This window comes from Sphingobacterium griseoflavum (assembly GCF_014653155.1).
GTDB lineage: Bacteria > Bacteroidota > Bacteroidia > Sphingobacteriales > Sphingobacteriaceae > Sphingobacterium > Sphingobacterium griseoflavum.
The window spans coordinates 260737-282474 of sequence record NZ_BNAF01000002.1; the positions used below are offsets into that span (position 1 = coordinate 260737).

Annotated in this window: 20 protein-coding genes; 12 read left to right on the forward strand and 8 right to left on the reverse strand. The window is 44.2% G+C overall.

Annotation, left to right across the window (positions count from 1 at the left end; translation table 11 throughout):
• Positions 1–223 precede the first annotated feature (223 nt).
• Both glyA and IE165_RS03210 read right to left on the reverse strand, forming a co-directional pair.
• A complete protein-coding gene (glyA, locus tag IE165_RS03205; protein ID WP_189625162.1) occupies positions 224–1495 on the reverse strand; it encodes a serine hydroxymethyltransferase in 1272 nt (423 codons plus the stop codon).
• 103 nt (positions 1496–1598) lie between these two features.
• Positions 1599–2132, reverse strand: coding sequence for a DUF7935 family protein (locus IE165_RS03210; RefSeq protein ID WP_189625163.1), 534 nt, complete (start codon positions 2130–2132; stop codon positions 1599–1601).
• 113 nt (positions 2133–2245) lie between these two features.
• Between IE165_RS03210 and IE165_RS03215 the strand changes: the two genes are divergently transcribed.
• From IE165_RS03215 to IE165_RS03245, 7 genes are all read left to right on the forward strand, one after another.
• Complete coding sequence (locus tag IE165_RS03215) at positions 2246–2593, forward strand: HesB/IscA family protein (RefSeq protein WP_189625164.1); 348 nt, start codon at positions 2246–2248, stop codon at positions 2591–2593.
• Between the two features lie 197 nt (positions 2594–2790).
• Positions 2791–6204, forward strand: a complete 3414-nt coding sequence (ileS, locus tag IE165_RS03220) for an isoleucine--tRNA ligase (RefSeq protein ID WP_189625165.1) — start codon at positions 2791–2793, stop codon at positions 6202–6204.
• A gap of 2 nt (positions 6205–6206) precedes the next feature.
• Positions 6207–6593 carry a TraR/DksA family transcriptional regulator gene (locus IE165_RS03225; RefSeq protein ID WP_189625166.1) on the forward strand — a complete coding sequence of 129 codons (387 nt, stop codon included), beginning with the start codon at positions 6207–6209 and terminating at the stop codon, positions 6591–6593.
• A gap of 62 nt (positions 6594–6655) precedes the next feature.
• Positions 6656–7306: a lipoprotein signal peptidase gene (locus IE165_RS03230; protein ID WP_189625167.1), complete on the forward strand. Its 651-nt coding sequence runs from the start codon at positions 6656–6658 to the stop codon at positions 7304–7306.
• Positions 7307–7449: 143 nt separating this feature from the next.
• Positions 7450–8403 carry a M20/M25/M40 family metallo-hydrolase gene (locus IE165_RS03235; RefSeq protein WP_189625168.1) on the forward strand — a complete coding sequence of 318 codons (954 nt, stop codon included), beginning with the start codon at positions 7450–7452 and terminating at the stop codon, positions 8401–8403.
• Complete coding sequence (locus tag IE165_RS03240; RefSeq protein ID WP_189625169.1) at positions 8391–9314, forward strand: SDR family oxidoreductase; 924 nt, start codon at positions 8391–8393, stop codon at positions 9312–9314. Before IE165_RS03235 ends, IE165_RS03240 begins: the two co-directional genes overlap by 13 nt.
• Positions 9315–9324: 10 nt before the next feature.
• Positions 9325–9849 (forward strand): acyl-CoA thioesterase, encoded by a 525-nt coding sequence (locus IE165_RS03245; protein ID WP_189625170.1) that lies wholly within the window; start codon positions 9325–9327, stop codon positions 9847–9849.
• A 51-nt stretch (positions 9850–9900) separates the two neighbouring features.
• Here the strand turns inward: IE165_RS03245 and IE165_RS03250 are convergent, their stop codons facing one another.
• From IE165_RS03250 to IE165_RS03265, 4 genes are read right to left on the reverse strand one after another with little or no spacing between them, the layout of a single operon-like run.
• Positions 9901–10308: an EVE domain-containing protein gene (locus IE165_RS03250; RefSeq protein WP_189625171.1), complete on the reverse strand. Its 408-nt coding sequence runs from the start codon at positions 10306–10308 to the stop codon at positions 9901–9903.
• A 30-nt stretch (positions 10309–10338) separates the two neighbouring features.
• On the reverse strand, positions 10339–10689 hold the full coding sequence (gene gldC, locus IE165_RS03255) for a gliding motility protein GldC (RefSeq protein WP_189625172.1): 351 nt from the start codon (positions 10687–10689) through the stop codon (positions 10339–10341).
• 1 nt (position 10690) lies between these two features.
• Positions 10691–10933 (reverse strand): hypothetical protein, encoded by a 243-nt coding sequence (locus tag IE165_RS03260; protein ID WP_189625173.1) that lies wholly within the window; start codon positions 10931–10933, stop codon positions 10691–10693.
• Entirely contained in the window at positions 10930–12249 is a 1320-nt protein-coding gene (locus tag IE165_RS03265) for a DEAD/DEAH box helicase (RefSeq protein ID WP_189625174.1), read from the reverse strand. Before IE165_RS03265 ends, IE165_RS03260 begins: the two co-directional genes overlap by 4 nt.
• A gap of 145 nt (positions 12250–12394) precedes the next feature.
• Between IE165_RS03265 and IE165_RS03270 the strand changes: the two genes are divergently transcribed.
• Positions 12395–14533: a S46 family peptidase gene (locus IE165_RS03270; RefSeq protein ID WP_189625175.1), complete on the forward strand. Its 2139-nt coding sequence runs from the start codon at positions 12395–12397 to the stop codon at positions 14531–14533.
• Positions 14534–14655: 122 nt separating this feature from the next.
• Positions 14656–14838, forward strand: a complete 183-nt coding sequence (locus IE165_RS03275; RefSeq protein ID WP_189625176.1) for a BF3379 family histone-like protein — start codon at positions 14656–14658, stop codon at positions 14836–14838.
• Between the two features lie 78 nt (positions 14839–14916).
• On the opposite strand, the gene IE165_RS03280 is transcribed toward IE165_RS03275, so the two are convergent.
• On the reverse strand, positions 14917–15705 hold the full coding sequence (locus IE165_RS03280; protein ID WP_189625177.1) for a GLPGLI family protein: 789 nt from the start codon (positions 15703–15705) through the stop codon (positions 14917–14919).
• Positions 15705–18467 carry an outer membrane beta-barrel protein gene (locus IE165_RS03285; RefSeq protein ID WP_189625178.1) on the reverse strand — a complete coding sequence of 921 codons (2763 nt, stop codon included), beginning with the start codon at positions 18465–18467 and terminating at the stop codon, positions 15705–15707. Before IE165_RS03285 ends, IE165_RS03280 begins: the two co-directional genes overlap by 1 nt.
• A 168-nt stretch (positions 18468–18635) precedes the next feature.
• On the opposite strand from IE165_RS03285, the gene IE165_RS03290 reads away from it, so the two are divergent.
• From IE165_RS03290 to IE165_RS03300, 3 genes are all read left to right on the forward strand, one after another.
• A complete protein-coding gene (locus tag IE165_RS03290; protein WP_189625179.1) occupies positions 18636–20006 on the forward strand; it encodes a dipeptidase in 1371 nt (456 codons plus the stop codon).
• Between the two features lie 119 nt (positions 20007–20125).
• Positions 20126–20869, forward strand: coding sequence for a lysophospholipid acyltransferase family protein (locus IE165_RS03295; protein ID WP_189625180.1), 744 nt, complete (start codon positions 20126–20128; stop codon positions 20867–20869).
• A 27-nt stretch (positions 20870–20896) separates the two neighbouring features.
• Positions 20897–21655 carry an ABC transporter ATP-binding protein gene (locus IE165_RS03300; protein ID WP_189625181.1) on the forward strand — a complete coding sequence of 253 codons (759 nt, stop codon included), beginning with the start codon at positions 20897–20899 and terminating at the stop codon, positions 21653–21655.
• Positions 21656–21738: the final 83 nt, after the last annotated feature.

Sequence of the window (21738 nt, forward strand, 5' to 3'; positions counted from 1 at the left end):
CACTCTGCTGTGAAGCTGTTTTCGGAAAAATCTATTGATCCTCCCGTGTAGAACAATCTAGCACAAAAATGTTCTACAAAAATCTAAAATTATTTTCAAAATTTTCGGATATCGTGTATGCTATCTCTTAAAATTATGCCCCCAACAGCGCGAGGCTTCTGGGGGCATGGAAACCTACCAACCTTGGCTAGATTGGCGGGCTACTGTATCTTTCACACAGGGGTTAGGTATATAGCGGAAATCCGGACATCAATTCCCGCACCTTGTCGTGAATTTTTGCTAAAGCAGCGTCATCCGAGCGGTTCGTCAACGCTTCATCAATAAACTCGCCAATCTGCACAACCTCTTTCTCTTGCACACCGCGTGTGGTAATAGCTGCTGTACCGAAACGAACACCCGACGTAACAAATGGGGAACGTGTATCAAAAGGCACCATATTTTTATTTGTTGTAATACCCGCTTTCCCGAGTACCGCCTCTGCTTCCTTACCGGAAATATCCTTATTACGCAGATCTACCAACATCATATGGTTATCTGTTCCGCCGGAGATAATGCTATAATCTTTGTCGACGAAGAACTGCGCCAACACTGCGGCATTCTTTTTTACCTGCTTGATGTATGTCAAATACTCATCGGACAACGCTTCGCCGAAGGCTACAGCTTTTGCCGCGATGGTGTGTTCTAATGGCCCGCCTTGTGTGCCAGGAAAAACTGCGAGATCCAATAGCTGTGTGATGGTACGGATTTCCCCCTTAGGCGTTTTGATGCCCCACGGATTCTCAAAATCTTGCCCCACCATAATCATTCCACCACGTGGTCCGCGCAGTGTTTTGTGCGTAGTCGTCGTAACGATGTGACAGTGCGGAAGCGGGTCACTCAACAACCCCCTAGCGATTAAACCTGAAGGATGAGAGATATCAGCAACCACAAGTGCTCCGATTTCATCAGCCACCTTGCGGATGCGCGCATAATCCCAATCCCGCGAATAAGCGGAAGCACCACAGATAATAACCTTCGGCTTCTCCTGTAAGGCAATCTCTTCCAGCTTCTCATAATCGACTAGACCTGTATCTTCCTTCACACCATAGAACAATGGCTCGTATAATTTACCGGAAAAATTTGCCGGCGAACCATGAGTCAAGTGACCGCCATGCGACAAATCAAATCCTAAGATCTTGTCGCCCGGCTTCAAAATAGCTAAGAAAACAGCGGCGTTTGCTTGCGCACCAGAATGTGGCTGCACATTGACCCATGACGCACCAAAAAGCTCCTTCGCGCGATCAATAGCTATCGTTTCAATTTCATCAACAACTTCGCACCCCCCATAGTAACGCTTACCTGGCAGGCCTTCTGCATATTTGTTTGTTAAAACGGAACCAGCGGCCTCCATCACTTGTTTGCTAACAAAGTTCTCAGAAGCGATTAGCTCGACACCCTCTTCTTGGCGCTTTAGCTCATCAGCTATTAGGTTAAAAATCACCTGATCTCTTTCCATTATTTTATTCTTAAGGAGTAAATTCTATTAAACTTCTAAATTCGATGCAAAGATAGTATAAATCCAACAAAAGACTTCAACCACAAGCGTATATCTTCGTTACTTACCCGTTGATCTCCCTTTTTAAGATCTTTTGTGTGGCCTGGTAGGGGTTTTGCTCTTGACTACGCACATGCCCTAAAACATCCGCAACATACTGATCGACAGAAACTTCACCATCCTGCTTATCCAAAACGTTTCGCAAAAGAAGTATCGTATTGACCTTTAGTTTCGTAACGGCGTTCCACGCTTCATCCGAAACATAAAGCTGTTGCGCGAAATTATGTTGATACTCGGATTCGATATCCTGAATAGCACGCGATACGAACAATGGCAAAATCAAATCTTCTTGGTGCTGCCGAGCCAGCACGAGCATAGGTTCCATCCGGTGAGCCAACACCAAAAGACGCTCATAGGCCGCGAATTGCATCTGTCGTGCATCTTTTTCCAATGCAACATCACGATGCATAATCTTCAGCCTTAACAAAAACGCTTCGACTCGCGGCCAAACAAGCTTGAAACCTAAAAGAAAAGCTGCGAAACCACCCAAGGCAAATGCGCATACTTGCATAAAAAAAGATACAAACTCCTTGCTCATCGTACAGATCATTAATGTTTTATTCGTGTCAAAAATAGTCATTACCGAAAAATGTCTTCAAAAAAATGTAAATTTGTTCGTTAACAAGAGTACCAAATTTGAAGGATATAGATATGGAAACAGCAACTGCAACAGCTCCGGTAAGCTTGACCCAAGGCGCTGTAAATGAATTAAAAAAACTCATTGATCAACAGGAAATCGGCAGCGATTTTGGCCTACGTGTGGGTGTGGAAGGTGGCGGATGTTCGGGGATGAGTTACCTATTGGGCTTTGATCAAAAGAAAGACGGCGATAGCGAATACACCATTGCAGGAATCCGTGTTTTTATGAACAAAGCACATGGCATGTACCTGGCGGGAATGGAAATCGATTTCAAAAACGGGTTGGATGCACGTGGATTTACGTTCAACAATCCGAATGCAAGCAGCACCTGTGGCTGCGGAAGCTCTTTTTCTGCCTAAAAGTGGAAAACGGAACAGCGCGGGTTGGAAAACCGTGCTGTTCTACCTCATCCCGTTACCCCTCCTCCCCAAAATGTCTACCAATCCCCGAGTCATCTCCACCATATAGCAAGATTCCTTCGGCACATTTTCGCTATTTATTCTTAAATTAAAAATCGCTAAATTAGCGACCTTTAAGAAAATAATAGTACGTTCGGATGTATAAGGAATATAAGCAGTTAAACCTGCCTGAAATAGGGAAAGAAATATTGACGCGTTGGGAATCGAATAACATCTTTGAGAAAAGTATCGCAAATCGCCCTGCAAGTAAACCATACACATTTTATGAAGGCCCGCCGTCGGCCAATGGCATGCCGGGTATTCACCATGTCATGGCACGTTCAATCAAAGATATTTTTTGCCGTTATAAAACACTGAAAGGCTACCAAGTCAAACGGAAAGGCGGTTGGGATACACATGGGCTGCCTATCGAGCTCGCTGTTGAAAAAACGCTGGGAATAACCAAGGAAGACATTGGCAAAAAGATCTCTGTAGAAGCTTACAATGATGCGTGCCGAAAAGAGGTCATGAAGTATACCGATGTGTGGAATGACCTAACGCAAAAAATGGGATACTGGGTTGACCTTGAAAACCCATACATCACCTACCAGAACGAATATATCGAGACCTTATGGTATTTATTAAAAGAGCTTTATAAAAAGGGGCTTCTTTACAAGGGCTACACCATTCAGCCCTACTCCCCTGCAGCAGGAACAGGGTTAAGCTCTCATGAGCTAAACCAACCCGGCACGTATAAAGATGTGAAGGATACCACGATCGTGGCAGAGTTCCGATTGGATAAAACGCAGGTACATCCGATGACCAGCGCCCTGGTCGATTCGGAAGACGAAGACGTTGCGTTCATCGCGTGGACAACCACCCCTTGGACGCTACCCAGTAATACAGCCCTAGTGGTCGGGAAGAATATTGATTATGTAAAGATCAAAACTTTCAATCAATACACCGGCTTACCGGTATCCGTTGTGTTAGCAAAAAGCTTGATCGGCAAACATTTCAAGGCCGAAGGCGAAGCTGCGCCGTTTCAGGATTTTCAAGTAGGCGCAAAAATTGTCCCTTGGGAGTTGGCCGGCGAATTCAAAGGGGAGGCTTTGGTGGGCTTACGCTACCACCAACTGTTGCCCTACGTGACCAGCGAAGAACTGCAACGAGACGCCTTTCGGGTTATCCCCGGCGACTTCGTCACCACCGAAGATGGAACGGGTATCGTTCATGCCGCCCCAACCTATGGCGCCGATGACTTTCGTGTCAGTAAAGAAAATGGCATCCCCGCTATTTTAGTTCGGGATGAAAACGGCAAAGATGTGCCTACCGTAGATCGGACAGGTAAATTCGTGAAAGAAATTACGGACTTTGCCGGTCGCTTCGTCAAAGAAGAATATTATTCAGCCGAGGAACGTGCGGATAAGGATTTCCGACCGACCGACGTCCTTATTGCGATCAAACTGAAGGAGGAAAACAAAGCGTTCGACGTTAAAAAATATGAACACACCTATCCACACTGTTGGCGTACCGACAAGCCCGTGTTATATTACCCGTTGGACAGCTGGTTTATCCGAACAACCGCCGTTAAGGAGCAATTGGTTGATTTAAATAAAACCATAAACTGGAAACCGGAAGCGACCGGATCCGGCCGCTTCGGCAATTGGTTGGAGAATTTGGTGGACTGGAACCTTTCGCGCTCGCGCTATTGGGGAACACCCTTGCCAATTTGGCGTTCGGTTGATGAAAATGAAGAAATCTGCATCGGATCTTTACCTGAACTAAAGGCGCAATTACGTTCTGCTGTTGATTCTACAATTTTAACAGCAGAGGAAAAAGCCATCAATCAGGAATATCTAGACAAGTTTGACACAGAAGCGCTGGATTTGCACCGTCCATACGTCGACAATATCGTCTTGGTTTCCGAAAATGGCCAAAAGATGTTCCGTGAACTAGATTTAATCGATGTTTGGTTTGACTCTGGGGCGATGCCATATGCACAGTGGGGACTGGATCACGAGAAACTCGAACGGGGCGATGCATACCCTTTTAAAGAGGGATACGACCAAGCCTTTCCGGCAGACTTCATCGCGGAAGGCGTCGACCAGACGCGCGGTTGGTTTTTCACGCTACATGCCATATCGACCATGATCCGCGGTTCTGTAGCCTTTAAAAACGTGGTGTCCAACGGCTTGGTTTTAGACAAAAATGGCAACAAGATGTCCAAACGTCTTGGAAATGGAGTTGATCCGTTTGCCGCGATCGATACCTACAGCGCCGATGCAACACGCTGGTATATGATCAGTAATGCGGCGCCTTGGGATAATCTTAAATTCAACGCAGAAGGACTAGATGAAGTTCGCCGTAAATTCTTCGGCACATTATACAACACGTATGCGTTCTTTGCCTTGTATGCAAATATAGACAACTTCAGCTACAGCGAAGCGGATATCCCGTTGAAAAACCGGCCAGAAATTGATCGTTGGATTATATCGTTGTTGAACAGCCTGATCAAAGAGGTCGACGCCTGCTATGCCGACTATGAGCCAACAAAAGCGGCACGCGCCATCCAAAACTTTGTTGACGAGCACCTCAGCAATTGGTATGTGCGCTTATGCCGTCGTCGTTTTTGGAAAGGCGAGTATAGCGAGGATAAGATTTCTGCTTACCAAACGCTATACACGTGTTTGGATAGTATTGCCAAACTGATGTCTCCGATATCGCCATTCTTCTCCGATAGATTGTACCTAGACCTGCATGCAGGGACGGGACGCGAAGATCATGAATCCGTGCATTTAGCAAATTTCCCAACCTTTCACGAAGAGCTGGTAGACGAAGACCTGGAAGAGCGCATGGCCTTGGCGCAGCAAATCTCTTCGCTCACCTTGTCATTACGAAAAAAGACGGGGATCAACGTGCGACAGCCGCTGAACAAGATTTTACTTCCGGTACTGGATGCAACCTTTCAAGAAAAGGTCGAGAAAGTCAAAGAGCTTATCCTTTCCGAAACTAACATCAAAGACATTTCCTTCATTTCAGACACCACCGGTATTGTAAAAAAGAAAATAAAACCAAATTTTAAAGTTCTTGGCTCGAAAGTTGGTAAGGATATGAAAATTGTTGCGGCAGCAATCCAAGCACTGAATGATACGCAAATCAGCACCTTAGAGCAATTTGGCGTTTTGGATCTAGCTGGCACAGCATATAGTATCAAACCGGAGGATGTAGAGATTATCGCAGAAGATGTTGCCGGATGGCAGGTAGCGAACTTAGGGAAATTAACCGTAGCATTAGACGTCAATATTACAGCCGAGCTTAAGAAAGAAGGTCTTTCCAGGGAACTTGTAAATAGAATACAAAACCTGCGTAAAGATAAGGGGCTGGAGGTTACGGATAGAATTCACGTAAACGTAACACAAAATACTGAAATACAAGAAGCTGTCAACGATAATTTGTCGTATATTTGCACCGAAATTCTAGCAGACTCTTTAGACTTTAAAGAATCGGTGGAGTCCGGAGATACTATCGATATTGATGGTATAGAATTAAAGGTATTTATTGTTAAAATTTAATTATGGGAACGACTTACGAAAAAACACGTTACAGCGATGCCGAACTTCAAGAATTTAAAGATATCATTCTTGAGAAACTCCGTATAGCAAAAGAGGAATTATCCGCACTCACGTCCACACTGAGTAACAGTAATGCCAATGGTACCGATGATACAGCGGGCACATACAAAACACTCGAAGATGGCTCGGCCACGTTGGAGAAGGAACAAGTGAATCAACTTGCGGCCCGTCAAAAGAAATTTATTGACAACTTGGAAGCAGCATTGGTTCGTATCGAGAACAAGACGTATGGTATCTGCCGGGAAACAGGAAAACTGATTCAGAAAGAGCGTCTGAAAGCCGTTCCTCATACAACCCTCAGTATTGAAGCAAAAAACAAACAGTATTAATTTTTAAGATTTTATAAAATGAGAAAACCTCCGCATACGGGGTTTACTCATTTTTTCTATATATGAAAGGCTACACAAGACCACTGCTGCTTATTGTAATAATTCTTTTAGTGGATCAGTTGTCCAAATTTTGGGTTAAACTGCATATGACCATCGGTCAAGACTTTAAAGTAATCGGGAACAAATTCTTGATCCATTTCATCGAAAATAATGGCATGGCTTGGGGTATGGAGTTTGGCGGCGAATTTGGAAAGCTTTTCTTGACTCTTTTTAGAATAATCGCTGTCGCAGGTATAGGTTATGGCCTTTATTATATGGTGAAAAATAAATACCATAGAGGCTTCATCCTGAATGTTGCTTTGATATTTGCGGGTGCACTGGGGAATATCATCGACTCCACTTTTTACGGTCTTATTTTTAGTGAAAGTACATTTTACGAAAAGGCTACGCTTTTCCCCGCAGGTGGGGGTTACTCATCCTTGTTTCACGGAAAAGTAGTCGACATGCTTTATTTCCCACTTATTGAAGGCAATTTCCCTTCCTGGTTTCCCATATGGGGAGGCGAACATTTCCTATTCTTTAGACCCGTTTTCAATATCGCTGACGCCGCAATTTCTGTCGGGGTATTCCTGATCCTGATCTTTCAGCGTCGCTATTTCAAAGAGGAACATGTAGAGCGGGAATATGCAAACAGTGAAATACTAGAGGATTGAAACCCGCTACCCGCACAAATGGATAAGTACCGGGATGTCGCCGGCTCTTATCCATTTTTTTTGCAAAAATTGCCGATCAAACCAACGCCATCCTACCCTGCGCTGGAAGTTGTATATCATCACGAATTTATCTAAGTTTGGACATGAAAGAAAATACCCGCCATTTTAAGCGTATTGCCTTCTTTTTAGCCATTTTATGCTTTACGAAAACTGCTTTTGCGCAGATTGATGTGGATCGCTTGAGAAAACACGTCTATTTCCTCGCAGATGATAAAATGAAAGGTCGAGGAACGGGATCCAAGCATGTGAAAAAAGCCGCCAGATATATTGAAAAGGAATTTAAACGCTACGGTTTAGCACCTAAAGGAAAGCAAGGCTACCGACAACCGTTCCAAGCGAAGGTCCGTCGAGTTATCGTAAAGGATAGCATCCGAATAGCAGAAAACATCATCGGCTTTTTGGACAACGGTGCGCCCTATACGATCGTGATTGGTGCACATTACGACCACTTGGGAGAAGGACGCCAAGGTAGCTCTAAAGACTCTCTTGGCGTCGGAAAAATCCACAATGGTGCCGACGACAACGCCTCTGGCGTGGCTGGATTGCTCGAGCTCGCTAGACATTATGCGCAAAACGATACGCAGGAAAACTACAACTTGCTTTTTATCGCTTTTGGTGCTGAAGAACTCGGGCTCGTGGGTTCGACTTATTTCACGAACAACCCCACGATTCCCCTGACGGAACTGCATTGGATGCTCAATATGGATATGATCGGGCGCTATAATCCGGACAACGGCGTAGCTATTATCGGTTACGGCACGAGTTCCAAATTCCCGGACATATTTGCGGGTATTACTAGTGATATTAAATTTTACACCAGCAGGGATGGGAACGGGGGTTCTGATCAAACATCTTTTTACCGAAAAAACATCCCTGTCTTGTTCTTTCACACTGGCGGGCATGAGGATTATCATATGCCAGGAGACGATCCCGATAAAATTGACTATCCGTCACTCCGATCGATCGTAGAGCTGGAACGCAAAATCATCGATCAGTCAATGCATCAAGATAAGATGGATTTCATATGGACAAATTAACGAACACCGGGAATACCTGTATACTTGTAACGGGATCCAATGGTTTTTTAGGGCAAAAATTGGTTGATAAATTGACCTTTGAAGGGGGATACACCGTAGTCGCAACATCGAAAGGCCCCAATCGAAACCCTAATAAGGAAGGTTACACCTTTGTACAAGGCGATTTGAACGAAGAAGGTTTGCTATCCAGCTTGTTGGCTATGTATACCCCCACACATATCATACATACCGCTGCTATGACCAGCGTCGAAGCTTGCGAAAAAAACAGGGAGTTATGTGAAGCGACGAATGTGACCTTGGTCAAACGTCTTGCTTCATGTTGTCTGGAAAACAACATACACCTGACGTTCCTATCCACCGATTTTGTATTCGATGGGAAAGCCGGCCCTTATCGGGAGGAAGATACGCCAAATCCTTGCAATAATTATGGACAAAGCAAATTGGCTGCTGAACAGGCTATATGGGCAAGTGGATGTCAAGCTGCTATTCTCCGGACGATACTGGTGTATGGCCATATACAGGATCCCAGTCGGTCTAACTTCGTCAGTTGGGTAAGGGAAAAACTAAGTAGCGCGCAAACGATAACGGTGGTGAAAGACCAGTGGCGGATGCCAACTTGGGTGGATGATTTGGCAGATGCCTGCATCATCGCTGCATCAAAAAAAGCAAAAGGCACATACCATATATCGGGCGATACGCTGATGAGCATCTTAGAGATTGCGCTTGAGGTGGCAGCGTATTGGGAGCTAGATAAGCGTTATATAAAGCCGATCGCTGCAGACGAGATAGGTCAGGGGGAAAATCGGCCTCGAAAAACAGGTTTTATCATTCGGAAGGCTACGGATGAACTTGGATTCCGCCCTACCCCGTTGGCGTTATCATTTCGGGCAATAGAAAAACAATTAGCATAATACAGCAACTATGACGACGAAATTTGCACGAGAGTCCTATACGGAGATGAACGAACTTGTTCTTCCCAACGACACCAATACCTTCGGAAACCTGATGGGCGGACGTTTGCTTTATTGGATGGATATTTGTTCGGCGATGGCCGCACAAAAGCACTCCAACAGTCCGGTTGTGACGGTATCCGTAGACAATGTATCTTTTAAACGATCCATCAAATTGGGTGAAGTGGTCACCATACAGGCGCAGGTTACGCGTGCTTTTTCTACCTCGATGGAAGTACGCATGGAAATTTTTGCTCAAAACCTACCCGAGGGGACTAAAGAAAAATCAAATGAGGCCTATTATACCTTTGTGGCAATAGATAAAGACAACCGTCCCAGCAAGGTTCCTGAATTGATACCGGAAACAACATTGGAACAAAAGCTTTTTGAAAAAGCTTCGCAACGGAGAGCCTTGCGATTGATCTTGGGCGGTAAAGTAAAACCGGAGGATGCCCTTGAGCTTAAAAATATCGTCAATGCAGCCTTGAAGGGATAAGCTGTTTTTTTGGTAAAACAAGGAAACAAGATGTTTCCCTGTTTTATCTATTTAAGCGTTACCGAGCGCGACAATACGATCAAACTCTTCCGCTTTGAGCGGCATGACCGAAAGACGTCCTTGCCTCACCAAAGCGATATCCTGCAAAAACTCGTCGGCCTTGATGGTCTCCAAGGTTACCGGTGTTTTAAATGTTTCAACGGGCGCCAAATCCACCACAACCCAACGTTCGTCATCTGTCGTCGGATCTTGGTAAAATTCCTTAACGACCTCGGCGATTCCAACTACATTTTTTCCTTCATTGCTATGATAGAAAAGAACGAGATCACCTTTTTTCATAGCTTTAAGATTGTTTCGTGCTTGAAAGTTACGCACGCCGTCCCAAAAAGTCTGCCCATCTTTATTGAACTGTTCCCAGCTATATTTAAACGGTTCCGATTTGACTAGAAAATAATTCATACTAGCTCCCAGTTAGATTTGAAAATAGGATTATGATTCTTGCTCTAACACTTCCATTTTATCACCAAAGTGCGCACAATAGTCGCGCAAATCAGCAATGATTTTTTCTGCCATTGGATCGCCTCCTGAGGCACGCAAGAACGAATCGCCCAAGGTCTGCAAGGTCTCATAAAAGAACCGCTTCATTTCATCATAGGGCATATCCTTGGTCCATAGGTCGATACGCAAGGAGTTTTTATATTGCGCATCCCAAAGTGCCAAAAACATGGCCTTAGCAGGCATCTGATCTGCTGTTTCACCATCTGTCGAAGACCAATCGATGCTATCGGGCACGTTATTCTCGTCCAGCGTCACATTAAGCTTTATTTCTGCATTTTTCATATTATCTCCATAAAATTTTTAATACTATCACTAGGATTCCCGAGACCAGGATGAAGCCAATCTCATTAATCCACAATTTCTTCAAATCTTTAACAAACAAGCGAAACACCACGTCTGCCAACGATATAACAACCAGAAATAAGACAACTTGCCACCATTCCAACCGAAGTTGCGCATTTCCCCATTCGGAAACGATCCACGTCAAGAAACAGGCAACAACAATATTTAAAGGTGTCAGCTTCATTTAGATCGTCTTTTTTTAGGGTTCGCTGTCGTCTTTTTCTTAACTGATTTTGGTCGAGATGCAAATTTGATCGCATGTTTTTTCTCATGAAAAGCACCTTTGAAATCGGGATTTTCTTTTTTCTTTTGCATATCAATTTCGCGTGCTATGGCTTGGCGCTCTTCAAATCCAGTGTCTTCGACAAATACATTCGTGGGAATATCCTTCTTGGGAATTTCCTGACGAATCAGCTTTTCAATTTTAGCGATATAATAGGCTTCCGCGGGATTGCAAAAAGTAATAGCATCGCCCCTATTAAAGGCGCGTCCCGTCCGACCGATGCGATGGACGTAATCTTCGATGACAATCGGCACATCGAAATTAAACACGTGGCTCACATTCGAAACATCCAAACCGCGTGCGGCTACATCGGTTGCAACCAGAATCCGAATATTCCCTTCTTTAAACGCATTGATGGAATTGATCCGCGTGTTTTGACCTTTGTTAGCATGTATAACACGCACCTGTTCATCGCCATATTTACGTTCCAAATAGTGAAAAACGTTATCTGCCACGGCCTTAGTCTTGCAAAAAACAATAATGCGGTGAAAAGACTCGTGGTCCAACAGGAGATACTGCAAGAGGTTGAGTTTTGTTCGGAGATTGGGCACTTCATAAAGTGTCTGTGTGACCGTTTGCGCCGGGGTGGCCTGTTCAGTGATCTCGATAAGTGTCGGAAAAGCCAAAAAATCACCCGATATTTTTCGCACCAATTCACTCATTGTCGCCGAAAACAACAGGTTTTGCCGCTTACGGGGAACGATTTCCAAAATACGGTGAATCTTGCCGATAAAGCCCATATCCATCATTTTGTCGGCTTCATCCATGACCAAAAACTTCAACGATTTGGTATTTATTTCGCCTTCCAAATATAGGTCTAGAAAGCGTCCCGGAGTAGCCACGATAATATCACAGCCTAATGCCAATTGCTCCTTTTGCGCTTTGGGTCCTAACCCACCGTAAAGCACCACGGTACGCAGGTCTAAATAGGTTGAAAAGGTGCGAATATTTTCTTCGATCTGCATGGCCAGCTCTCGCGTGGGCGACAGGATGAGCGCGCGAGGATCCTTTCCTTGGGCATATTTAAGCTTCATCAACAACGGCAGTACAAAGGCTGCAGTCTTTCCTGTTCCGGTCTGCGCGATGCCCATTACGTCCTGTCCCGCTAAAATCGGCGTGATCGCCTTTTGCTGAATCTGGGTTGGTATTTCATACCCCGCTTCTGCGATTGCATGAAGGAGCTGCTTATTGAGTTTAAAATCTTCAAATGACGCCATCCCGCAAAGATAAAAAATTCAATCTACATCGCTTTACTAAAGCTTAACATATGACATTCCTATACCCGACCGTACTAAATTTCCGTTAAATTTTGATTTGAAAAGGAATTAGATCAACTTTGTGCTGTATTAATTGGTTGATAACATGAAAAAGATTTGGATTTTCATACTGCTAACTGCGTTCAGTATGAGCACCTTCGCCGATGAGGGTATGTGGTTTTTGATGCACCTAAAACGCCTCAATGAGGCAGACATGCAGAAAAAAGGCCTCAAACTAACGGCGGAAGAAATTTACAGCATCAATAATTCCTCATTAAAGGATGCTATTGTACAATTCAATGGAGGCTGTACTGCGGAAATCGTTTCCGGACAAGGATTGGTATTTACCAACCACCATTGCGGGTATGGAGCCATTGCCGAACTATCTACGCCGGAGAACGACCATCTGACCAATGGCTTTTGGGCAAAGTCTTTTGATGAAGAGCTGAAGCCAAAATCCCTTTACGTACGCTTTTTTGTGCGCATGGATGATGTGTCAAAACGCATCCTTGGTTTGGTGAACGATAATATGAGCGAGAAAGAACGCGAGCGGATCATTAACCAAGAAATTGCAAAGATTGAAAAAGAAAACAGTGAGGGTGGCAAATACGTAGTTTCTGTAAAGTCATTCTACAACGGCAACGAATATTATTATTTCGTTTATCAAGATTACACAGATGTACGTTTGGTGGGCACACCACCCAGCAGCATCGGGAAATTTGGTGGCGACACTGATAACTGGGAGTGGCCTAGACATACCGGCGACTTCTCTATTTTCCGCGTGTATGGCGATAAAGATGGTAACCCTGCTGCATACGACAAAGAAAATGTACCGCTAAAGCCGAAGCACTTTCTTCCGGTTAGTTTGAAAGGTGTACAAGAGGGTGATTTCTCCATGATCTTGGGCTACCCTGGCCGCACCAACCGTTGGATGCCTGCAGCGGGCATCGATCAAAATGTACATTATGCATATCCAGCTTGGGTAGAAGCGTCCAAAGTAGGCATGGATGCAATGAAAAAGCATATGGATAAAGATCAAGCTGTAAAATTAAACTACGCATCAACTTATTCTGGAGTAGCCAACTATTGGAAAAACCGACAAGGTATGATTGACGCCCTGAGCAAGCACAACACCGCAGCGACCAAGCGTATTCAAGAAGCTAAATTCCAAAAATGGGCGAATAAAAAGGCGAATAAATCGACCTATGCTGATGTCCTACCCACCATAGATGCCTTTTACAAAGCCACGAACGAAAAAGCAAAACATGACAACTACCTCATCGGTATGCTCCGATCGTCGACGTTTGCCGCATTACCCTACAGCTTGGGCGCCGCGTTGAAACAATATGCAGCAGCAAACGAAGCGAAACGTGGCGAGATGCGACCTGCTTTGGAAAAAAATATACAAGAGACCTTTGAAAACATCTATATCCCCTTAGAGATCGATGTGCTTGCAGATGAACTGAATCTCTATACGAAGAAAGCGGGTGAGATAGCGCCCTATATCCAAGCATTGGCGCAGAAAAATGGCGGTTCATTCCAACAGGATGTCAAGGCAGCGTTCGAACAAAGCATATTTTCGTCTATGGATCACCTACAAGGTTTCTTGAATGACCCATCCACCACAACGGTCGACGCAGATCCACTCTATGCAATATCAAAGTCGCTGATGGATAAATATCGGGAAAAATCGCCCGAAATGGATGCGATGACAGATAAATTTCAAGCTGCCTACCGCAAGTATATTGCTGGCGTATTGGCCGCAAATCCAAAAGGAAAATATTATCCCGACGCAAATTCGACGTTACGACTTACATATGGCACAATCCGAGCGCTTCCTGCAGATCCACGGAACGATGCGGATATCAACAACTATACAACGTTGAAAGGAACGATTGCGAAATACAAACCAAACGATGAAGAATTCGATTTACCGAAACGCTTAATCGAGCTTTACGAAGCCAAGGACTATGGCCGCTATGCCGACAAAAAAGGTTATATGCCAGTCAACTTCCTTAGTGACCAAGATATCACAGGCGGAAACTCGGGATCTCCCGTGCTAAACGGAAACGGCGAGCTTATCGGTTTAGCTTTCGACGGAAACATTGAAGCGATGGCAGGCGATGTTATTTTCGATCCAGTTTTGCAAAGAACGATATCTGTCGACATCCGCTACGTACTTTTTATAATCGACAAGTTTGCCGGTGCAGAAAATATCATAAATGAACTTAAAATAGTCGAATAGGGCGTTTAATCCAAATTAATTTGGATATTTGGATACAAAAATTGGGTATTCATTCTTTGTTTTTGTATATTTATTCTAACTTAGAACAAGAATTAATAGAAACTAAAATTATATAATTGAAAATGGAAAACTACAACAAATTAAAAAGCTTAGTAGCTTCGATAGAAGCTGATGCAGACAAGTTCTTCAACAATGGTAACTCGGCTGCTGGAACACGTGTACGCAAAGGATTACAAGAGATCAAAACCTTAGCTCAAGAAATCCGTAACGAAGTAACATCAAAGAAAAACGACGAGAAAAAATAATTTTTTGCTCGGAAATATAAAAAATCCCCTTCGATTGAAGGGGATTTTTTTGTTGAGTAGTGCATACGTCTGAACGACCTACAACAGCATATTGATCATCAGAAAGTTAAACTCCGGCTCCGTATACCAGTCTCCCACACGCAACCGATCACGCATAAAGGCCTGGAAAGCAGCCCTCGTCATCGGCTTATCGCGCTTTTTGGCAAAGTCGCTGGTAATCTGCGGCTGTCCGATTTCCACCTTGGTGGCGTAGATATTATAGTGCTGTTCAGGTACGACAAGCCCCAGTATCATGCCTGGCAAGCCATGCATACATGCTGGCCCCGACGAAAGCGGGATAACATCGGTGTAAAAAGCGACCACAAATACGGAATCCAACAACACACCATTTGCCCGTCGGCACGTGTAGCCTGCAATATCGCGGTACTCATTGGTTATCTTCCATTTGATGTTCAACAAAGAGTCCTCCAGCAGGATGTTTCCCCCATTATAATCCAGTTTGTTTTTGAATAACCCCTTTCCAATATCCTGATAATAGCTCCCGTTATGATCAAAGCCATACCATTCCAAGTTTCGCATAATGCCCGTAAGCTCCTCCTGCACCGCATCATAACGTGATTCATTCGCGTTGAAAGACAATTTGCTTTTGTATACGTAAGATTCGGGTGCTTTGCTCATCAATTGTTCCATGTAAGAACGGTCAAAGTTGTCATCTTTCGACAGCGCCATGCGGCGTTTCATAAAGTTTTTTAGATGAACGCGCTTTTCAAAATGAATGATGCCTGCTTCCGGAAAATAAGCATGCTGCCCGAATGCTGTGCCCGAGAAAAACAAAACGCTTGCCGTTATCCATATCAATCTTTTCATTATTCGTTTCCTCCTTTCATGGATGTAAAATCCCAGCTTATCTTTAACATAAAATATCGGGCAATCGTGTTGTAGCGATCTTGAACCAGTGTACTTGCACGCTGCTGTCTGGTAAAACCGATATTTTGGTTTAAGACGTCGTTGACAAAAAAGTTAATGTTCAATGACTCACTTTTTAAAAATTTCTTGCTCACACCGGGCTGCCAAAGGAAGCGATCTAACTTCTCGGCAAATATGCTTGTAGGAGCTTGATACAGGTAGTCCATATTGGAGTATACTTTTAGTTTCCAAGGCAGAAAATATTCCAGGTTAGCGTTACTTCTGTACACAAAGCCATTGCTGTTCAAGTCTGGCTGTAGGGAGTTACGAAGCATGCTGTAGCCTGGGGTAAAGCCTATCGAGAAGTCCAATCCTTTCTTTACGCTTCGACTAAAACTCAAGGACAGAGAGAGGTCGATATTATCATTCTCGCTCAGCACACTATTGATGTAGTTAAAGTAATTGTTATAGGTTCCATCAAAAAATAGGTTGCCGCGCACCTTTTGCTTTTTTAGTAGATCGCGGCCTATACTACTCCAAAAACTGACCGTGTTGGCTACTCGATCCAAGTTGGCAAAAGAGAGTGTCCGACGTCCGTTTTCGATCATTATATTTTGTTGGATGTTGTTAAACCGTTGTGACCAATTCAAGGAGATGTAGCCATATTGATTCTTTAACATGTCATATGTATTAAAGCTTATAGCGTAGGAATTACTTTGCGAAGGTCGCAGGTTTTCATTGCCGACCACGATATTCAACTGATCCGTATTTTGCCGTAGCGGCTGTATCTGTGTTAACGAAGGCAGATTATTATTGCGGTTGAACCGGAATGAAATGCTGTTAGCCTTGGATATTTTGTACCGAAAAAATAATGCAGGGTTATAGGTCAGAAAGCTCCTGCTTAAATCCATACCTTCATCGTTGTTCACCTGATACAATTCATCATTTCGGATATTGTTGGTCAGGTTGGCATCAAATCGGTCTGATCGATAATTAAAGGAAAGATTTGTTGCATGGCGCGTGGTATTGAAGTCGAAATCGTTGCTGAACGCGCGATCCAGCTCGTCGTAAAGACCGCTTGCGGCAGACCGATTAAAGGACGCATTGACGGACGAAGACACGCCACGGCTGAATTCATATTGTAGACTGGAGTTTAACCGTTTTGTCAGCGGCTCGGTGTAAGAAAGCGATGTACGGAAATTATCTCCGCGCGATTCCATGGCTTTACGTTGGTCAATCTCGGAAACACTATCTAGGGTAAAAAAGTTGGCTGTAGATTGCAGCCAGCCATCTCCCGTTGTTTTATTATGGTTTCCATTGATACGCAAGGATAACGACCTTCCTTCCCGCTTGAGCTTTCGCGTTAAATAAGCACTATAATCCACAGACTGATTGTTAGACTGCATTTCTTGCATGGCATTATTATCGTTTATCTGATCACCGCTTCCGTCGTAGGTAGAGGTCGCTTGCGTGCGTTTGCTTTCTGTATCCCCTTTGGAAGCACCAACGCTCATGGTCAACGTAGTGAGGGAATCGATCTTTAGATCGTAACGTCCGTTGAAGCGGTGTTTTTGGTTCTTCGCCTTACTGTAGGTCTCCTCATTGGAATTCAGGACGGAATTAGGCAAATTTTCCTGGGAAATGCGCGAACTCTCTTCTTCATTTTCGATTATCCCAAATTTGTAACTTGCATTCAGCTTATGGCTGGATTCTTTCCACGCATCGGAAAAAGAAGCTCCGGTACTAAGGGCCCGAGGACGTCCGCGTCCGTTCCAGTAGTCCATGTCATCTCCTCGCCAAGAGAAGGACACCGAACCATCGTCGGAAACGTCTGTACTCAAATCCGAAAAACCATAGCGGTCGCGATCTTCCCAATTTAACGACACTGTACCGTCGTTGGATGTTAGGCCGAACACGCCGATTTTCTGGCTGCCATTAAATTTGTTAAATGCTAACGTTCCGGTATAAAATCCCCGATCGGTATCGGCGCCACTCCCAGCTTCCGTTTTTCCAAACATGCCCTTCTTCGCATCTTCCTTGAGCTTTAAATTTATTGTCTGTGTACGTTGCCCATCGTCGACGCCGGTGCGCTCCGCCTCTTCCGACTTTTTTTCATAGAGCTGTACTTTGTCCACCATGTCCGATCGCACATTGCGCGTCACCAGCGTAGGATCGTTCCCGAAAAACTCTTCTCCATCCACCAGCACTTTCTCCACGGTCTTGCCTTGCGCCGTTATTTTACCGCTGGCATCCACCGATATGCCTGGCAGCACTTTCAACAAATCCTCTACCTTGCCATTCTTTTCAACAGCAAAACTTGATGCATCGTACTCCGTGGTATCACCTTTGATCACTACGGGAATCTTTCCTGTGACGATGACTTCCTCCAGCAATTGGCTTACGCTGCTCAGTTGGATCGTTCCAAGGCTCAGGTCATTTTCCGGAAGGATTTCCTTGTAAAAGTCACCATATTTCGGATAGGTGATGACCAATAGATAGGGAATGGTATCCGGTCGCACCACAGAAAAGTTGCCCAGTCGATCTGCACGTGTATGCTGAATCAAAATAGAGTCCTGAGCACGCAAGAGCATGACCGAGGCATTGGAGAGTTTAATCTTTGGGTCGGTTTCATCGACAACCTCCCCCGTAATTTTAGTTTGCGCATACGCACCCATAAAAAACATTAGGATCATACAGGTGCAAAATGCGGTTAGTTTTTTCATGAAATAGGTTGAATATCCAAGATATCTACGAAAATATCATAATTAAGCTACCGTTCAAAGGCATTTGAAATGTTTAACATTTATTTAACAACTTGCCAGATGTCTTAAGTAAAGATATCCAGCTACGGAATAACATTATAATTGGTAGCTTTGTAAAAAACAAAAAATATGCAGACAATAAAAGAATATGTTCAATCCAACCAAGAGAGATTCTTAGAAGAATTATTCGCTTTATTACGTTTTCCCTCGATCAGTGCCGATCCGAAATACAAAGACGATGTGGTAAAAACTGCCGAATTTGTTGCGGAAAAGTTAAGGGAGGCTGGCGCCGACCAAGTCGAAGTATGCCCTACTGCAGGCAACCCGATTGTTTATGGTGAAAAAGTCATCGACAGCAGCTTGCCTACTGTCTTAGTATACGGGCATTATGATGTACAACCTGCAGACCCATTAGAGCTTTGGGACACACCACCTTTTGAGCCGACAGTACGTGATGGTAAAATATATGCGCGTGGATCCGCTGACGATAAGGGACAATTTTACATGCATGTCAAGGCTTTTGAGTATATGATGAGAAATGACGCATTGGCGTGCAACATCAAATTCATGATCGAAGGAGAGGAAGAAGTGGGATCCGCTAACTTGGGTACTTTCGTCAGTTCAAACACCGATAGACTACAAAACGATGTTATCGTGATCTCGGACACGTCAATGATTAGCATGGATCAACCGTCATTGGAGACCGGATTGAGAGGTCTATCCTACGTTGAAGTAGAAGTGACCGGTCCAAACAGGGATCTGCATTCGGGCGTATATGGCGGCGCGGTAGCCAACCCTGCGACTATTTTAGCCAAGATGATTGCCTCCCTACACGACGAAAACAACCATATTGCTATTCCTGGCTTTTACGATGATGTGGTAGATTTGACTGCCGAAGAACGGGCGGCTTTAAATGAAGCACCATTTGATGTGGAAGCATACAAAGAAGACTTGGGCATAGCCGAAATTTGGGGAGAAGCGGGATATACGAGTATTGAACGCACCGGTATCCGTCCAACATTGGAAGTTAACGGCATGTGGGGGGGGTATATCGGTGAAGGCGCAAAAACAGTATTGCCTTCTAAAGCGCATGCGAAGATATCAATGCGGTTGGTACCGAACCAAGATTCGCAGCGAATCACATCACTTTTTAAGGAGCATTTTGAAAAAATAGCTCCTAGCTATGTCCAGGTAACCGTGAAACCGCATCATGGCGGTGAACCGGTGGTCACACCGACGGACAGCATTGCATATAAAGCAGCAGAGAAAGCACTAGAAGAGGCCTTTGGCAAAAAACCTATTCCCACGCGCGGCGGCGGGTCCATTCCTATTGTAGCATTGTTCGAAAAGGAACTTGGTGTGAAAACGGTGCTGCTGGGCTTTGGCTTGGATAGTGATAACCTGCATTCACCAAATGAAAAGTACGGCATCGAAAACTACTTAAAGGGTATTGAAACCATTCCTTCATTTTTCAAACATTTTGCCGAGCTTAGCAAGTAAGGCGTGCACGTCGTCTGTCACGGTTCTGTTTGCCGCAGACGACGTGTAACCTTTACGGGCCGAGTGTCTGCAATGTAAATTAACCCGTCGTGTCTTAACATAAATATATAGAGTTGACCATGCTGAAGATCTTGAGAAAATTACATCGCTCTGCGTATTTTGTGTTCATTCTCTTTTTCTTTTCTTTGGCATACCCCTTTCTCCTATTTTATGCCAAAAAACCAACAAAGAACTATAACAAAATAGTATCTTTTCGGCGGTGGATAAGTTTGGCAGGAATTTACGCCGTGGGGATACGTATAAAAGTGACCTATGAAAGGGAGATAGACTGGAGAAAACACTATGTAATCTGCCCAAACCACACATCTTTTCTTGACATCACCGTTCTGACGTTTCTTTGCCGTGAACCATTTTCTTTTATGGGAAAAGTAGAGCTGCTAGACAATCCCGTTACCCGCATATTTTTCGAAACTGTTGATATCCCGGTAAAACGGGACAGTAAGGTCTCGGCTTTTAAAGCCTATAAAAGAGCGTTAGAACTTTTGGCCGAGGAAAAATCATTGGTTATTTTCCCGGAGGGTAAGATAGATGACAATTTCCCCCCCACGCTCCACCCCTTCAAATCGGGAGCATTCAGGCTTGCCACAGAGCACAACATACCGATATTACCTGTAATTATCCAAAATGCTTGGGAAGTTTTTTGGGATGATGGGCGAAAGTTCGGAACAAAGCCAGGCGTGATACAGGTGACGGTACTGGCGCCGATCGATACCCAAGATTACGGAAAGGAAAACGCAGAACAACTGGAAACCACGGTGTACGGAAAAATGAAAGACGCTTGGGATCTATACAATAAATCGTAACTTCATGGCACGCTACAGCTAACATGCATGGAAAATAACTTTTTAATCCAAATAGAAGACATCGGGCGAGCATATATCATCGGCTCAGAGGAAATCCACGCGCTAAAATCCGTGTCACTCAACATCAATAAAGGAGAATTCGTTGCCTTGATGGGCCCCTCTGGCTCCGGCAAGTCGACCCTAATGAATATTTTGGGCTGTTTGGATACGCCCAGTAAAGGAACCTATATCCTTAATGGCATCAACGTATCGGACATGAGTGAAAACGAACTTGCCGAGGTGAGGAATAAAGAAATCGGATTTGTATTCCAAACATTTAACCTGCTCCCGAAAAGTACGGCGTTGGATAACGTTGCCCTTCCCTTGATTTATGCAGGCCTTAGCAAGAAAAAACGCGAAGATCAAGCGCTAAAAGCGTTGGTAGATGTGGGTCTTGGAAACCGTGTAGACCATAAACCCAATGAGCTTTCTGGCGGACAGCGCCAGCGGGTAGCCGTAGCACGGGCGTTGATAAACAACCCATCCATTATCCTGGCTGATGAGCCGACAGGAAACTTGGACACGAAAACCTCCATTGAGATTATGGGTCTTTTGGAGAATATACACGCTAAGGGAAACACGATCATCTTGGTAACACATGAAGAAGACATTGCACAGCATGCCCATCGTATCGTCCGGATGCGCGATGGTCTTATTGAAGATGATTATACCAACCCGGATATCAAGTCTGTCCTCCCAAGACTGGACGCGTTAAAAGAAAAAGGAACAGATTTTGAGAAAATTTAAATATTAAAAACCTGAAAACAAGATAGTTAAGACGTAAATTAATTGATAACACTCATTTGACTTGTTTTTCTTAATAATAATGT